The sequence below is a fragment of the Ilyomonas limi genome, assembly GCF_005233845.1.
In the GTDB taxonomy this organism is placed as follows: domain Bacteria; phylum Bacteroidota; class Bacteroidia; order Chitinophagales; family Chitinophagaceae; genus Ilyomonas; species Ilyomonas limi.
Genome location: NZ_SZQL01000004.1, coordinates 210,949 through 227,909 on the forward strand (window position 1 = coordinate 210,949; position 16,961 = coordinate 227,909).

Consider the following 16,961-nt stretch of genomic DNA (forward strand, 5'->3'; position numbering starts at 1 on the left):
CCCTGCGCTTCTCTGTGTCTCCATGGCTCTGTGGTTCAGAAAGAACTACAGCTCTGCTCTTAACAACGGCAAACTCATGCAATGCGCACCACCACGTGCACGAGACAATTCATTACTCGATAAAATAATAATCGTATCCTTTACCTTTTCGGGCGTGAGCTCGCTGCTTTCAAAATCATTAAACAACTCTTCTGCTTTTTTAATGCTAAAACCAGCCTCTTTGAAAGCCTTTAGTGTTTCTTCGTTGCGGTCGTAAGCAATAGCTACTCCATCTTTAAGCGCTAATAAATTGCAGGAATCAGTCCATTGTTCCCGCTCATCATACGGAAAAATATTATTCCCGCTATACACAATTTTTACTTCGTTTTCCGGCACATCAAAATCCTTAATACTAATGTTGCGCAGCAAATCTTCCATGCCTTTAAATACAATATCCTGCCGGTAATCCGCAGCGGGGTTGTAGGTGATGTGTGCCGGCTTGTAAAAACGGATAATCTCTACTTCTTCAAACGTTTCATCGTTATTGGTAAAGTCGTCGTAATAAGAAAATTTTTGTTCATTGCGCTCCCGCATTAGCACTTCCGAAAAGCGGCCAAACAGTACCCACACGTCTTTGCGCACATGCGTAAACACCGTGTCTATGTGCATAATGGCACGCTGGCTTGGTATTTTTATGACTGTTACTTTTTCAATACCGGTTTTATTTTTAAATACAGCATGTACAATTTTATTTACAGCGCTAGGTGTAGTACGCGCACTACAACCTACCAATATGTGGTTAGGTGCAATCATCATAATATCGCCACCTTCCAGCGATGTTTTGCGCTGCTGTTGCTGTACTTCATCCAACAAGAAAAAATCATTCGATTCATTAATCTCAATTACATACTCCTGCTTATCGGTAAACAACTCATGATAGGCAATGTAGCGCATAAGCAAGGATTCCCTTTCGCGCGCTTCGGTGGCTGCTTTGCTTAGCAATAAATAATTGTTGATAACTATGCTGATGTCTCTGGTAAAAATAAAGTTGGGTAACGGCTGAAAAACAAATTGTACTTTATTAGGATTCTTTTGCGGTAATACGCCGGTGATGAGCACTTTGGCCAACTCGTGTTCATCTGCTATTTCGCACAGTTGTTTTTCGGTGGCATAGCTGCAACCTTCAATAGCGCAAACCGAAGCAATAATGCGGTCGCGCAAGTGGCTGTCGCGCAGCACTTTTGCAAGCAGGTATTCTACATCCAACACCTTATCGCTGTTGAAATAAGCCGGGTTGCCAGGCTTAAAACAATCGAGCTGGCTGTCATCTGTTTGTTGCTTTTCGCAGGCCTGGATATGTGGTATTTTTTCGGGGTCTAAAAAGTACAGCAATAGCTTTACGTAATCGTTGTACTCTTTCCGCATTTGTTTCAAAAAAACGGTATCATCGTACAACCAGTCTTTAAATTTGCTAGGTACAATTTTGCCAATACCACCATCAGGGCTATGAATAATAATACGCTGCAGCGCACCTAATTCGGAACTTACGTGAATGTTATTTTCATTTGGCATACAAAATAATATTATGCAAAAGAAGTAAAAAGAAAGGGAGCAAAAAAAAGGAATTCCGTCGCGGAGAGCAGGAGTAAATAGAGTTTCTCGCAGCGCGTTTTTTGTAGAATCTTCAACGTTTATGTCAGTACCTCACTCTTTTGTTTGTAGTAAAGCGGGAAAGCAAAATATTTATGAAACGCTGCGTAAACTTCATTTGCTCCTGCTCTCCGCGGTGAAAGCAAAGATGCAATAAACTGCTACATTTGTTTACAATAACCACATCCATGAAATACTTACTGCTTTTTATCTTTTTACTGCCGCTTTATTTATTAGCACAGCAGGGTAATTTAGCTTCGAATGGCAACTACTTTACAGCATCCGACGGTACACACATTTATTACGAAGTGCAGGGTAGCGGCGCACCAGTGATTTTAGTGCATGGTTTTATGAATACGGGCAACAACTGGAAGCATACTTTGCTGTACGATACATTGGTAAAAACCGGCTATAAAGTAATTATCTTAGACCTTCGTGGCAACGGGCGCTCCGATAAACCACATACTGCTGAAGCGTATGCCAACGATGCAGAGGCAAAAGATGTCATGCAGCTTGCAACGCTGCTTCAACTGCCAACGTATGATGTGATTGGTTATTCGCGCGGTTCTATTATTACAGCAAGATTATTAGTATTGGATAAACGCATTACCAAAGCAGTAATTGGTGGCATGGGCGAGCAATTTACCAATCCGCAATGGCCACGCCGCATACAGTTTTACCATGCGCTGGCTGCCGATACGGTAGCCGCATTACACGATATGGTAAATAATGCAAAAAAGAACGGATTGGACATACAGGCACTGGCTTTTCAACAAAAAGAGCAGCCGTCCACCAGTGCTGCCGAGCTACAGCAAATTCATATTCCGGTAGCTGTTATTTGCGGAGATAAAGACAGCGCAAATGGCAATGGTGCAACACTGGCGGCTATGATACCCGGCGCAACATTTATGACGGTTCCCGGCGAGCATAATACTGCCTGGAGCACTAAAGCATTTGCAGAAAAAGTGACACGTTTTTTGAAAGAGTAAGTGGCTGCACAGCGATTGCTAAGGATGAACAGAAGTGTTGAATGCTGCATATTGCTATTGTTATAGCAAGCGCTTAACTCCTTTGCACGGAACCTGTAGTTCTTGTTTTATATAGCTTTTCATATAATTAAATACATTGCCTGTACTTAGTAGATAGGCCGTATATTTGAATACGGGTTAACAGACGATAATTTATTCCTTTATCTTTAAGGTGCTATTGATAATGATTTATCCCAAGCTTCATTATTTAAGTATATATACATACAGACTGATAACATTACAACCATAGTCCGGAGTAATACAAAAGCTAAAACAGATTTAAAAGACTGGAATAAAACTTACTGCAGAAGAGTATATGCCCGGTAAATAGCTTGTATTCGCTGTTTGCTTTATACTATCTGTCTTCGACAACTATACAGTTTTCTTATACTATCATACCTGTAACCTAAAAAGATTGTATATGAATAATACTGCTCCACTGCTTGTATCCTGCATCATGCCTACATACAACAGGAGAAGGTTTGTGCCTCAGGCTATACGGTATTTCTTAAGGCAGGAATATGCGCATAAAGAATTGATAATTATTGATGATGGTACTGATGCAGTTAAGGACTTAATACCGGATACTCCATCTGTCAAATACTATCGTTTAGACTATAAAATTAGTCTTGGCGCTAAGCTAAATCTTGCGTGTGAATACGCGTTGGGAAGTATCATTGCTAATTGGGACGATGATGACTGGTATGCCCCAAGGCGTTTAGCTTATCAGGTGAATACGTTACTAACGGAAGGAAAGGATCTTTGTGGTATTAATCAACTACTCTATTATGATCTCCGCAATGGTGATGCCTACCAATACGTTTATCCACCCGACCAGCGCACCTGGTTGTTAGGGAGTTCGCTATGTTATAAAAAGGAATTGTGGAATGAGCATCCGTTTGCAGATGTGAATGTAGGCATGGATGGTTTATTTGTATGGGCAACACCTCCCGACCGTGTAAAGGTATTAAGTGATAGCAGCATTGCCGTACACATGATTCACGACAACAATGTGAGCCCTAAAAAAACAGACGGCGGATGGTGGCATAGCTATCCTACAGAAACAATACGTACAATTATTGATGGCGATTGGGTGTGCTATCATAACCAGAATGACGAAGCAGCGCACTTAAAAATAAACGGGCATCCTATACAAGAGCGTCTTATACACACTCCTGCAAAAACAATAAAAAATGTATATGCATGCCTCGTACATGAAGATGAAAATTGTATTATTGATCTTGTACGCAATCTGCATTATCACGATCGGGCATCGGTCATTCTGCTGTATAATGGCGGTGAAAATACGAACCTTTTTAAAAGCCAATTTCCATATAACCGGTTTGGGGCAATCATACATCCCAAACCTTGCCCCGTAAAACATGGTTACCTCCATCCGTTTGCATTGGATTGTATGCAATTTGCCCTGGAAAATTTATCGTTTGATACATTTACCTGTGTTGATTCCGACCAGTTGCTGATACGTTCAGGATATCGGGAATATGTTGGAGCATTTCTATCTTCCGCATCTGACATTGGCATGTTTTCTAATAAACCTAAAAGGATATCAACTGATGATGCTACTGATTCGGATGTATGGCCGGCTATTCAGGCTTTTCAGGAATATGACTTATGGAAGCCTTTTTTAAAGCAATTTCCTAAAGGTGAATCTCAATTTGTACACTGGACCTTTTGGCCTTCATCGGTATTTATGGCAGATGCGGTGCGGGATCTGATTAAACTGTTTAAAGAAAATAAGCAGTTGCAGGAAATAATGACGAAGACAACAATATGGGCTACAGAAGAAGTGATTTTACCTACGCTCGTCAAACTGATGGGGTATGATATTGTTGCAAATCCCTGTAGCTACGACTTTGTAAAATATAAGAAGTCATATACTTTACAAGATGCGGCTTGCGCTTTCAATAAAACAGATGCATACTGGATTCACCCCGTTGAACGAAAATATGAACATCCTTTGCGCAAATACATCAGGGAGCATAATAATCATTACTTTATTGAAAGTAAAAAGGAACATTGCGAAGATGATTCATCCAGCGCATTAGTGCTTGCATTATCATTAATAGAACAAATAAAAAAAATTGAAGGCTGGCTAACTGACCACGAGGCAGACCTGCTGATTGCTATTACCGGTAAAGCACTTAAAGAATTACAACCTTTTTATGCTATTGTAGAAATTGGCAGTTATCATGGAAAATCTACTATTCTTTTTGGGAATATTATAAAAGCATTGGGTATAGATGCGAAAGTGTATGCTATCGATCCCCATGATGGCAAGTTGGGCGCAGTAGATCAGGGGCTTGAATCTGTTCCTTCTTCATTGGAAAGCTTTAACAGAAACATCCAAAATGCAGGCATAGCTGAACTGGTTGAACCAATAAAAGAATACTCCTATGATGTGGAATGGAAGCAACCCATTTCCTTATTGTTCATTGATGGACTGCATGACTATCCAAGCGTTGCAAAAGATTTCTGGCATTTTGAAGCATGGATAGTAAGTCGCGGATATGTTGCCTTTCATGATTATGCTCATTATTTTCCCGGTGTGATTGCATTTGTGGATGAACTTTTACATACAGGAACATACCAGAAAATAAAGCAGGCGGAGAGTTTGATAGTGTTGCAAAAAAGGTGAGTAATCATTGCTAAACTATTCATCGTAACTGAAAGCATTTCCTATGATCAGCAAAATACCCAACATCATTCATCAGTCGTGGAAAGATGAACATATTCCTTTTGATGTGTACAAAAAAAGCTGGATTGATTCATGGCAAATATGCCATCCTGATTGGGAAAAAATGTTTTGGACGGATGCCCAAAATACAGATTTGGTGAAAGAGTATTATCCGGATTTTTACGACTTCTACGCCTCTTTATCACCCAATATAAAAAAGGCTGATTTTTGCAGGTTTTTGTACATGCATAAATATGGTGGTATATATGTGGATCTGGATTTTATTTGTTTAAAAAATTTTTCTCCTTTATTAAAAGAATACGAACTGGTATTAGGCAGCACGTCATTGGACAATGATTATTATAAAATTCCCAATGCCTTTATGGCATCACGTCCCGGGCTTGACTTTTGGCTCAAAGCGGCAACTGATGCAAAAAATGCACCTCCGGCAGAACAAACCGTAGAAAAACATGCAGGGCCATTCCGGTTGCAGTGGGCTTTTTATAAATACCAGCCTGAGCATTCCATTGTGTATGAGCATGATTTAATTTATCCTTTTGACTGGATTCATTTTACGGGCTGGAACAATGGAAAATATTTTAAAGAAGACAGGCAGCAACTGGCACAAACACTTCAAAACAAAAGTATAGAAGAAATTGCAGCCGTATTTCCAAAAGCTTATTGCCTTACCTTTTGGACGCACAACTGGTAAAAAGCCAGCCTTCCACTCATCGCATATAAGCACTCAATAAGATTCTATTTCCATTATTCCGTAACTACCTAACACGCTATAAACATGAAAAATATTTTCACTGGCATTTACGTCAATCATGGTTGGGGACAAGGCTCAGGCGAAGGCTCATTGCCTGAAAATACGGAAATATACCGGCAGTTTTTGGAACAATTTATTCGTGATAAAGAGATTAAAAGTGTGATAGATTATGGTTGTGGTGACTGGCAGTTTTCACGATTGGTGAATTGGGGCAATGTACAATATTTAGGATTGGATGTAGTGGATTCACTAATTGATAATCATAACAAAACATACCGTTCAAACAATATTCAATTCCAATCTCTTGATGGTATTCCTGATGAACTTCCGGATGCTGATTTAATCCTTATTAAAGATGTTTTACAGCATTGGCCAAATCAAACCATCATATCATTTATACCAAAAATTGAGAAGTATAAATTTGCGCTCATTACTAACTGCATCAACCCGGAAGATGCAACAGATAATCACGATATACATGAGGGTGATTTCCATTATTTGGATTTGACCAAGCCACCTTTTTCATATAATATGTATAAAGTACTGGAGTACACGAATAGAGAAGCAGTAACGGATGTTAATCAGCTTAGATGGAAAAAAATAGTGCTTTTGCTGGAGCATAAAATATGATGATTAAAGAAAATAACAGTAAACAAGATCACATCTGCGCAACGCTACTTTTATAATTTTTTTATAGAAGGTTTTAGTGAAATACTTCTGGTAAATGCTGATTAAGGCTTTGTCTGGTCTTATTTATAAAAGAGAATAGTTTATAATTTTTTCAAGTAACTGTCTACAGGCAAATTGGGAAAACATTTATGTAAAATTGTAAGTCTGTTTTTAAGTTCTTTACGAATAACCTTGAAAGCATCGCTTTTAATATCCAGCTCAGCAAAGAGATATTGCCAGCCATACATAGCTTTTAATTCGATGAGCTTTTTTAAATATTCGGAAAGCCCGAAATTCATTTTAAAACAATTTAAATGCGCATCGCACAACCATATTTCATATTGGTCATTCATCCATCTCAGGCATCCCATAATACCATCACCAGCATTAGGATGATCGTCAAAAGGAAGTAGCTCTGCAAGAATTTCTTCCGCTTCACTATTCCGGATTCTTACTTCTAATTTCGATTTGGTTGAAATTATTTTTTCAATACTAATAAGATGTGTCTCTCCCATTGGAAGCGTGTTTCCAGAGGCTTGAGTGTAGCCCCAAACTATCTTATTATCGTTTAAAACTTTTATCTCCTCTTCAATAATTTTTAAATGTTTATACTTTTTAAAAAAGGAAGGAATAATTTCTTCTTTCACAAAAAAGTCCTCCTCAGTAACTGTAACATTTGGACAAGCTTTTAAGGAGTTTAGCATTTCATTAAATTCTTTTTGATAATCCATAATCAAACTCTTTGTATTGTATAAGTTTTATTGGCCTGGGAAACTAAAGCGTCAACCTGTTCTTCAAAATTATCAATAGGAATAGTTCGCTGTTTATAAGCATCCTTCAATCTCTTTTGCATTGTATTTTCGTTTTTGAAAGTTGCCTCTGATCGCACCTGCTGCACAAATTCAGCAAACTGTCTGCTTAATCCTGTTGCCAATTTTTCAATTTTTACTCTTCCAATTAAGGGATCGTTCAGATTGGGAATAATAGCACTTCCCGAAAAATCGGGTACCGCGGGATCCTGGCTGTCAGATCCGCCCACTTTTTCTCCATCTATAAGAGTGCCCTGCGCTTTCTTTTCCCATTGGCTGTTATCTTCATTAAACTGGTAAGGTCCCCACTCCATTGATACATGATTAGGGTAATCATTGTCAGGAGCACCATGATAAGTTATAGCAATCTTATACCAGATAACTTTATTATCCGAAACCGCATCAATAGCATGCTTTTCTATTTTATTGTAAAAGAAGGTGTTTGTTTCACGCCTCGCCGGAGTTAAGTTTGAGTCCAATGCAGGACCACCCAACTGCTCGGTTAACAAGTGCATTTTAACCCATGCTGCCTCATCGGAAAGCCCTGCCTGCTGAATCTTCATCCAGCCAGCTAATGTTGCCCCGGAATTGGTGTTTGCAGTGCTTCCGCCACCTGTTCTTCCCTTCTTTATAAAAAACACCTCAAAGTTGTTTGCTTTCACGCCGTTGGCAAACGCAGGCTTTACCAATGGCGGCGGTTCTGTTCCTCCGGTGAGTGTCATTAACGGAGGTAATGTTGCTGCTAACTGTTCCATTTTTTCATTCATATCTACATTGTCTTTATCTGCATTTGTATTTTGCGCGTTGGTTAGCCTACTCTTTAAAACTTCAATTTCCTTATTCAATTTTACAGCAGTGCTGTATTGTTGTGAATAAGCATTACCAGGCTTAGCAAAAAACTTAGAAATAGCAGCTAAAAGCGTGGGAACAGTTTTCGGGTTTTTAGATGCAACATACAGATCGGCTGATGCTGCTTTTCCTTTAAAATAAATTTGATGGTTTTCGCCTTTATCATCTTTAAACGTCTTTCTTATTCCCAGCCATCCTAACACTTTCTTACCTGCTCCGATAGCCATCTCTTTTCCTTTTTCCACTTTTTCTTTTGCCCATTCTTTACCCGCTTCAAACTTTTCTTTTCCTTTTGCAATTAATGTAAGTAAGCCGGTTTTTCTTGCAAATGCTTCCGCCTTATCAAACAGCCATTTTAAGGCACGATTAACGGGGTTGCGAACAGCATTAATAATCTTCGAAATTTTAGCCTGTATCTTATCGAGGTTAATGCCTACCAATGCAGCCAAGAATTTAATGCCTACCAACAAAATATCGGTGATAGCATTCTCTACTTTGTTTGCTGCCTTATCTACTTTACCAACAGCAATGTCTGCCAGCGAATCAAGAATGTTATCCAGCAGCTTTAATAAATTTTGCAGGTTTTTTACCAAGAATATTACAATGTTGATGATGGACTTACATACTTTGATAAAACCCGAAGCCGGGGTAAGCGCACTGATTAAAAATTCAACAGCGGCCTGGATAATGGACTCTTTGAAGAATGTTTTAACCTCTTCAATAATGGCATCTTTGAGGTTGCCGATTTTTTCTTTTATGTATTCCCAAAGACCGGCAAAACCTTCGTTGCGGAAGATAACAAACAGCTCAAATGTTTGTTCCAGCTTTTCTACTATCGGCGCGCCAAATCTATCCACAGCTTGTTTGCGGATATTTGCTTTTGATAACCCTAAAATATCCAGCACAAAAGAAAATATGCCTTTTACATCCCATTGTGCAGGTAAGGTAATTTCCGGTGGTACCACGCCCATGATGAGCCTGAAAATAATCTCTTCCAGATGCCTCGGTAAATTTTTTACAAAATTTTTGAAGCCTCTCGTAATACCTTCTATCAGATTTTCAAAAAAGCGAATAGGATGCCTGATAATATCGCCAATTACACTGGCTGCTTTGATAAGAATATTTAATAATGTTTTGCCTAAATCATAAATGATGAGTGCTATCTCTTTAATTTTTCTCCATGCTTTTTCCCACCAGCTAAGGGCAGCTTCTTTTCTTATTGTTTCAAATGTGTCTTTTAGTTTCGAAGCCGTTTCATTGTATTGCTTGGCAAGGGTATCACTTAGTTCTGTTTCCTTATCATTTACTTTGTCGTTAAGGTCGCTGAACTTTGAAATAAAATCATCGGTAGTTTCTTTGGCTTTTGCTTTAGTAGCATCATCCAGGCAACAGAATTCTTCTTCTACGGCAGCTTTACCTTTACTGATGATCGCTTTGGCTTCATTTAAGCCTGCAGCAACCATATCAGCTATTTTATCAATAGCAATATCCATGGTGCTGATAAAGAGTGCTTTTTCCTCTTCAAATATCAGCTCAATTTTTAGCTTGGTCCGCTTGCTTTTGAGATCATCAATTTTTGTTTGGAGTCCGGCTTTTTCCGGGCTATTGGGTGGCAAGAAAAGCATGCGGTATTCCAGTGCAGCTATTTTTTCATCCAGAGGCACATTTACAAAAGCCCGGGTCATTTTATCTTCCTTCTCATAATCCGGGTTAATAATATGCCAGTCATAATAATAATCTAACCGTTTCGTAACATGGTCTTTGAAGGTTTCAAATGCTGCTGCAATGGCTTCTTCAAATGTGCAGCTTACAATGCATTCAAGATAGGCTAAACTGTTTTTTACATTTAATTCAGTAGTAGCATAAATAAGTTTTATTTTATTATAATAATCCTGCAGCCGTAATTCTTCCTCGGATTGTACGTTATGCTGCCCCTGTTCAACACTTTTTAATTTACCATCTCTGTTTAAGTACATATTGTTCATGCCACTATTCAGCGCAAGCTGTGCAACACCGGTACTTTGCTGCAACTGGGTATCTTCTGTAGCTTTCAGCTTGTTAGGTATTTTACATAATTCTTTTTGCGAGTTTTGTTTTTCCTGTAAAGTGTCAATAAATTTTGGTTCTTCCGACTCTGCTAACTGATTATCTGTAAGATCATTTTCTTCCATTGTTTTGTCAAGAGAGTCTGCATCATGTTCCTTATCCATCTGCAGTTCCTCCTCACTCACTGGTTTAGGTATAGCTCTCTCCGGGTTCGTAATTACTGGTTTTGGCCCGGTTTGCTCTGCCTTATATTCAATTCCGGGACTTGTGAAAATTTCGCTTTTCTTATCACCCCCTTCCGTTGGAGCATTAATTCTTTTAGCGTCACTTACAACCTCGTCCTGAGCTTTGGTGACATTATTTTTTGTGCCCTCTGTTATCGCATTTACCTGTTTATCATCTTTTATAAATTCCCTTGCGCCTGCTTCTTCATTGGGTACGCCGCTGCTTATTTTTTCTTTTAATTGCTGTTTGAATTCATTTGCATTAAACTCCTTTGGTTTTTGCTTTTCTTCATTTACTTTTTCATCTACCGCCAGCACCGTTGCGCCCGATGCAATGGCCTGTTCATCCTTAACGTTAGCAGCATCTTCAGCATGCTGTACCTTTATATCCGCTCCTTCATGTTGCTTTTGCTTTTTGGCTTTTTTATGTGTTTCATTGATTACTGCATTAAATGCAGGATCATCAGGTACTTTCTTTTTTTCATTTTCATCGGGCGATGCTGTTGTTGCCTTGTTCTCTTCTGCTTTATTAACGGGCTTTGTGCTTTTATTAGCTACAGGTTTTGCTGCTGCTGGTTTTGTGGCTGCCGGTTTTACTTCAGGCGATGGTTCTGCCGGTGCTTCAGGTGTTTTACTTTCTTCAGTTGGAGTGGCTGCCGATGTAACAGGTTGATTATACGCACTGCAAACACTGTCTGTTACAGCAGTATCGGTACTTGCTTCCTGGCGCTGTACAGGTTGAGCAAGCGGCAGACTTTTGTTTTGCTGTATTACATGTGTCAGCTCATGTGCCAGCAGTGTTTTGCCTTCGCTTGTATGTGGCTGATATTGCCCTTCATTAAAATAAATATTATTGCCTACGGTAAATGCTTTTGCATTCAGTTGCTTATTCATTTGCGCGGCACTGCTATCGGAGTGGATTCTAACATCTTCAAATCCGGTTTGGAAGCGATTTTGCATGAAGGATTTTGTATGCACATCCATGCTACCGCCGCTTGCCCTTGAAGCTTGTATGGATGTTTCCAGATCGTTAGATACTTCGGGCGCAGCACTTGTAGATTTAGCCTGAAGAAAAGCAGGCATCCCGCTATGAAGTGGTTTTCTCTGCAAAGGTTTTTCTTCCTCTTTTTTGCATTCTTCACATTTACGCTGAACACTTAAAACATTATTTATTGGTTTTGTTTGTATCAGTTCCTCTTCCTCATCATCAGCTTCCTGTCTTTGTATCTTTTCTTCTTTTTCACATGTTGCACATTTGCGCTGTATAAAAGGCCGTTCCGGCATTCGCATTACTTTGTCTGCAACCACATCGGCTTCTTTTTCATAAGGATCGTCGGGTGCGCCTACGGTGAGTTTGGGTTGAATATAAATTCCTGTTATTTGTGACTTGTTAGCTGAGTTTTCCTTTTGCGAAAAACCGTTTTGTGTAGGCAATAAAACTGTATCTACTGCTGGAGAGGCTGATTTACTTGTAGCAGTATTTACAGATTTAAATGACATATAATGTTATTTAAATATAATTAACTATTAACAAACACATATTAGATGAAATGAATATGCCTTATAATGATCTTTCTTTTTTTATAAATCCTCGTAAAATTTACAAAATTACTTCCGGTATTCGCATTGCTCTATCCGCAACAGCATCTACTTCATTTTCATAAAAGTTATTAAGTGCACTAAACTGTTAATTTAGCTTGAATTACCTATCCCTCTACTTTGAGGTATTTTAATTTTTTACTGAATCAGGATATTTCTTTCAATCCATTGACTCTTATTGTGTCCCTTTTATATTATCCAGAAATATTTTGGAGCTATTTCTTTCGTCAAAAATCATCAATCTCTTTATTACTGCTTCTCTATCATTAGCATTTATTTTCTTTTTCTGCAGCGCCATCTATAAGGGTTTTAATATCTAATCCTATTTTTTGCAGTTGCGTTTGAAAACCGAAATTCCACCTACTGGTAATTATCCGATAAAAATTGATTCTTATTGCTATGTAATGCTCTTACTGTTTAATCTGTTTTACAAGCGTGTCTGCTTCGGTTTCATACTCATAGGGGAAAGTTAAATAATAACATTTTTCAGATGCATTGTCTATTTGTGCTTGCGTAGGCATACCATTTTCAGGGTAATACCTACGTTTGCAATCCTCGTACTGTTTTTGCCTTTGTTCAGATGGAAGCAGACCGGTACTTTGAAAGTTTTCAAATACACTTTTCAAATACATGACTTTATTTACTAACCCGCCTGCAATATCTGCAACCTTAGAAAAATTCGTTTCCGATATTCTTGGAAATTTATCATCTATATTATTAAACATTTCCTGGGATTTTAGCCAGCAAGCATCTTTATTGTTTTTTTTCATTTTCTCAAACTCATCTTTAATATAATCCTTGCCATTTTTTAACTCCGAGTCTTTATAAGAGACTAACGCTTTAATTGTACTTTCTGAAACTAACTTTTTTTGAGTTTTGAGATCATCTTCTGAACTTGATGAATAAAGATCCTTGCAAACATCAATCAATGCTCCTAGGACATGCAAACCTATTATTGGTAATGCTTTTTCTACAAGATCAGTAATTGTGCCCAATACAAGATCACCGATTTTTCCAAGCCAGCCGATTTCATCCTTTGTATCAAATATTTCGTCCACCATCGGATTAATCTTGTCTATTAAATAGGGTGTCCAAGAATCAATATTTCCGGCCAACCTTGTTTCAAAATTCTCCCTATCCTGAATACGATCCGTTAGATTTTTATATCGTGTAGCGCATGTGATATATTTGGCAGAAATCATTTTGCCAAATTTGTTCTGCTGCACTACATGCGTCAGCTCATGTGCCAGCAATTGTTTTCCTTCAATTGAATTTGGTTGATATTGTCCTTCATTAAAATAAATATCATTGCCAACGGTAAAAGCTTTTGCATTCAACTCCCGGTTCATTTGAACGGCTTCGCCATCCGTATGAATTTTTACAGTACTAAAATCGCTTCCAAAACGGCTGCTCATGAAGGAGTTGGTGGTTGTATCGAGCGATGCGCCTTTACCTTTTGAGAATTGAATGGAACTGGCTACGGTATTGTTAATAGCAGTGTTGCCATCACTTTTACTTTGAACGGAAGTAATGGTTTTGCGCTGTATTTTTTCTTTATCCTCTTGCTCACATTTGGCACATTTTCGCTGTACAAAGTCGGGATCAGGCATGCGCATTACTTTAGCTGCAACTGCATCGGCTTCTTGCTCGTATGTATCATTCGGTTGCCCTACTTCCAGCTTTGTTTGCACCACAAACGATGGCTTGCTGCTGTAAGATGAAGCAGAATGAGCATGCTTATTTTCCTTTGCAATACAAGCCTTCATGAATACTTAACTTTTACTGGTTTTTGTTTTATTCTTTCGCTTTGAATATCTAACCCGAGTTGTATTTATGCTATCAGTGCCATTCAAAAACATTCACTCATATCGTTTTACCTTCTTTTCTCAATTCTTTTTTAACGCCTTCCAGAATATCTTTATAACGAATACTATTTTCATTACGGTGTAAAGCCATGAGCGAGGCATATTGAACAATATTGATGATAGAGCCGCCAGCCAATTCGTATTTTTCCGCCACATATTCTATGTCTATATCATTTGCCAAAACACAATGTTTACTGAATGATTGCTGCCATAACCTTAAGCGTTCGGACGCTTTTGGGATAGGAAAATGAATGATGCTTTGCAGCCTTCTGCCAAAAGCTTCATCCACATTGCTACGCATATTGGACGATAGAATAACTAAGCCGTTATAATCTTCCAGTCGTTGCAATAAGTAAGCAATTTCCTGGTTAGCATATTTATCGTGCGCATCCGAAATGGAAGTGCGCTTGCCAAACAAAGCATCAGCCTCATCAAAGAATAATATCCAGTTTTTGTGTTCTGCTTTTTTAAAAACCTTCTCCAGATTTTTTTCTGTTTCGCCAATGTATTTTGAGATCACCATGGACAGGTCTATCCGGTAAACATCCAGGTTTGCCAGTTTGCCAAACAATCCGGCTGTTAAGGTTTTACCAGTACCCGGAGAGCCATGAAACAAGGCTTTATAACCCGGCTTCAACCTGTTCTTCATTTCCCAGTCATTCATCAACTTATTACCTTGTTCCAGCCAGATTTTAATTTCGTTTAATTGTTCCATTGTATGTTCATCGAGCACTAAATCATCCCAGTCAAGGGTGGTTTTTATTCTTTTAGCAGGGAAATCCATACTAAATACCGGCTTACGTAATTGCCCGCCGGTAAAGAAATCTACATACTCTTCGTTAATTAATAACTGCCCGCTAAAAAAGGGTTCGTTAGCCGGTGCAGCAGTGAGATAAAGGATGTTATGCTGCCTGAAAATGTGCTCTGCATCAAACAACTGCTGCACTTTAAAGCGCTTGCTCAAATCGTTGCCAGCCAGTATGAATAACACCGTTTCGCCCGTTGGCAAAAAGCCGCTGTGCGCTGCACCTTTTAGTCCGCCAAATTCGGTGTAACCTCTTTCGGTATGTTGATTACGTGAGAAAAATACATCCAGCATTTGCGGGTAAACATGTGGTGCCAATGCAAGCATCAATACAATGCGTTCACTAAATGTTAACTGGTAAAAATTAATAAATTCTGCAAATACTGATTCCGATGCTGTATAATCCGGACAGGCTATTTCGTAAATACTTGTATAAGCGCATTCTTGTGCTAAATGTAATTTTATTCTTGTATCCAATACGTTGTTAAACCACTCTATTTCTTTGAGTAAGTCCACTGCATTCAAATAATGCAACTCTTTTTTTAATATGTTGTTTGCAGTTACCATTCAGTATATATTAACTGGTTTAACCAGGGTAGTTTGGTAGTGCTGTAACTCCAGGGCAACCTTTCCAGCAAAATATCTACACCTGTTCTTTCCACCTGCAATAACCAATGATCTTCCTTAAGTGTAATTTTTCCCTCGCGAAGTATAAAGGTGTTTTGCACTGCTTCTATGCTTGCTCCTTTTAAAGCATCCCAATAATCTACCATGCTTTGCAACAAGGCTCTACATTCTTCCTGCTCATTCTTAGCAATTGCTATCCCAGCAGGAAGTATATCCTCAACAGGAATACCACAAATGATTTTGTTGAAAGCCATTTCCCATTCTTTATACTGCTCATCATTGCATTGCAGATAGTACAACAAAACGGCAGCTTTTTGCCGGGCAGCTACAGAGATAAACTGATCTTGTGTATTTAATAAACCTGATGCTTTGAAAAAAGGTGGTAAAAACGGATGTAATAAAACCAGTCCGGCATTAGATATATAAATGCCTTCCTGCTCTGTTTTAGAAGATGTAGATGCTTGTTTCTTTTTATTTAAGTCAAGGGTATCTTTTAAAGTATTTGTTGAATTTGATAAATCAACTTCACGCCTTGATTCTTCAGTGAAAATTTTATAGCGTTTACTTAACTGGTCTATAAAACTATTAATAGCATTTCGATCCTTTTCGGTGTTTTCATCTATTATTAATTGAAAGACATTTTTATAAAATTCTTTTACTGTAATTGAAAACAGTTGGATGAGGTCCTGTTTGTTGTCGATTAATGCTTCAACATTATTGGTAAGCGCACTACTATGATACAGACTCAAAAGTTGATGAATAATACTTTCATTTCGGGTTTCTGACAAGTGAATGAAAAGGCGTTCAATAACCTTTCTTCCGGCATCGGAACTGCTTTTTTGTATTGATAAGATACTCAGCAATAACGTATCTGTTGCTTCTTTTGATAAGTTAGCGAGCAATGTGGTTGGAGTTTCTTGCTCCTCTTTTTTATACCACCACGGATAAATGCCATGTTCCAAAAAATACAACAATGCTTTTATTTCCTGCGCTTGTTTTGAATTGGAATGTAAACCAGCAATTGCTGCATTTGTTTCCTCATTAAATAATGAACTTCCATTTTGTTCTGCCAGTTTTTGCAATGCTGTTTTCAGCTTTGGCGCTATTAGCTCTACAAAATGTTGCTCAAAAACATCGGGTGTTATCGTTCCCAAATCAATCTTTAATTTATCAATAGTAATGTACTCATCTGATGAAAGTTTGCCCGAAAAAATGGTCTCTAAAACGGTTATCAAATCGTATTGCAACCGATCATTCAAGTGCTTGCGTATCTGAAGTGCATACTGCTCGCTGGTAGTTACTACTTTTATCTTTTGCTTTCGTATGGTTACATCAATTGTCATA

Annotated in this window: 10 protein-coding genes; 4 read left to right on the forward strand and 6 right to left on the reverse strand. The window is 38.4% G+C overall.

The features are described from left to right. Positions 1–45: 45 nt before the first annotated feature. Positions 46–1,551, reverse strand: a complete 1,506-nt coding sequence (locus tag FC093_RS07285) for an arginine deiminase family protein (protein ID WP_137261091.1) — start codon at positions 1,549–1,551, stop codon at positions 46–48. Between the two features lie 266 nt (positions 1,552–1,817). On the opposite strand from FC093_RS07285, the gene FC093_RS07290 reads away from it, so the two are divergent. From FC093_RS07290 to FC093_RS07305, 4 genes are all read left to right on the forward strand, one after another. Further along, a complete protein-coding gene (locus FC093_RS07290) occupies positions 1,818–2,618 on the forward strand; it encodes an alpha/beta fold hydrolase (RefSeq protein ID WP_137261092.1) in 801 nt (266 codons plus the stop codon). Positions 2,619–3,078: 460 nt separating this feature from the next. After that, on the forward strand, positions 3,079–5,313 hold the full coding sequence (locus tag FC093_RS07295; protein WP_137261093.1) for a glycosyltransferase: 2,235 nt from the start codon (positions 3,079–3,081) through the stop codon (positions 5,311–5,313). Positions 5,314–5,356: 43 nt separating this feature from the next. Continuing rightward, positions 5,357–6,064, forward strand: coding sequence for a glycosyltransferase family 32 protein (locus FC093_RS07300; protein ID WP_137261094.1), 708 nt, complete (start codon positions 5,357–5,359; stop codon positions 6,062–6,064). An 84-nt stretch (positions 6,065–6,148) separates the two neighbouring features. Next, positions 6,149–6,754 (forward strand): methyltransferase domain-containing protein, encoded by a 606-nt coding sequence (locus FC093_RS07305; protein WP_137261095.1) that lies wholly within the window; start codon positions 6,149–6,151, stop codon positions 6,752–6,754. Between the two features lie 140 nt (positions 6,755–6,894). On the opposite strand, the gene FC093_RS07310 is transcribed toward FC093_RS07305, so the two are convergent. From FC093_RS07310 to FC093_RS07330, 5 genes are all read right to left on the reverse strand, one after another. Continuing rightward, the gene (locus FC093_RS07310) at positions 6,895–7,524 is read right to left on the reverse strand and encodes a hypothetical protein (RefSeq protein ID WP_137261096.1); all 630 of its coding nucleotides are present in this window, start codon (positions 7,522–7,524) and stop codon (positions 6,895–6,897) included. Positions 7,525–7,526: 2 nt separating this feature from the next. Further along, positions 7,527–12,221, reverse strand: coding sequence for an eCIS core domain-containing protein (locus FC093_RS07315; RefSeq protein WP_137261097.1), 4,695 nt, complete (start codon positions 12,219–12,221; stop codon positions 7,527–7,529). Positions 12,222–12,730: 509 nt separating this feature from the next. Then, entirely contained in the window at positions 12,731–14,086 is a 1,356-nt protein-coding gene (locus FC093_RS07320) for an eCIS core domain-containing protein (protein WP_137261098.1), read from the reverse strand. 97 nt (positions 14,087–14,183) lie between these two features. Continuing rightward, positions 14,184–15,557: an ATP-binding protein gene (locus tag FC093_RS07325; protein ID WP_137261099.1), complete on the reverse strand. Its 1,374-nt coding sequence runs from the start codon at positions 15,555–15,557 to the stop codon at positions 14,184–14,186. Beyond that, complete coding sequence (locus FC093_RS07330) at positions 15,551–16,960, reverse strand: contractile injection system tape measure protein (RefSeq protein ID WP_137261100.1); 1,410 nt, start codon at positions 16,958–16,960, stop codon at positions 15,551–15,553. The genes FC093_RS07325 and FC093_RS07330 overlap by 7 nt, the downstream gene beginning before the upstream one ends. Position 16,961: the final 1 nt, after the last annotated feature.

What these genes read in the sequence shown, in the direction of transcription:
- FC093_RS07285 (WP_137261091.1), bottom strand. Translation starts at nt 1,551, where the DNA reads ATGCCAAATGAAAATAACATTCACGTAAGTTCCGAATTAGGTGCGCTG.
- FC093_RS07290 (WP_137261092.1), top strand. Translation starts at nt 1,818, where the DNA reads ATGAAATACTTACTGCTTTTTATCTTTTTACTGCCGCTTTATTTATTA.
- FC093_RS07295 (WP_137261093.1), top strand. Translation starts at nt 3,079, where the DNA reads ATGAATAATACTGCTCCACTGCTTGTATCCTGCATCATGCCTACATAC.
- FC093_RS07300 (WP_137261094.1), top strand. Translation starts at nt 5,357, where the DNA reads ATGATCAGCAAAATACCCAACATCATTCATCAGTCGTGGAAAGATGAA.
- FC093_RS07305 (WP_137261095.1), top strand. Translation starts at nt 6,149, where the DNA reads ATGAAAAATATTTTCACTGGCATTTACGTCAATCATGGTTGGGGACAA.
- FC093_RS07310 (WP_137261096.1), bottom strand. Translation starts at nt 7,524, where the DNA reads ATGGATTATCAAAAAGAATTTAATGAAATGCTAAACTCCTTAAAAGCT.
- FC093_RS07315 (WP_137261097.1), bottom strand. Translation starts at nt 12,221, where the DNA reads ATGTCATTTAAATCTGTAAATACTGCTACAAGTAAATCAGCCTCTCCA.
- FC093_RS07320 (WP_137261098.1), bottom strand. Translation starts at nt 14,086, where the DNA reads ATGAAGGCTTGTATTGCAAAGGAAAATAAGCATGCTCATTCTGCTTCA.
- FC093_RS07325 (WP_137261099.1), bottom strand. Translation starts at nt 15,557, where the DNA reads ATGGTAACTGCAAACAACATATTAAAAAAAGAGTTGCATTATTTGAAT.
- FC093_RS07330 (WP_137261100.1), bottom strand. Translation starts at nt 16,960, where the DNA reads ATGACAATTGATGTAACCATACGAAAGCAAAAGATAAAAGTAGTAACT.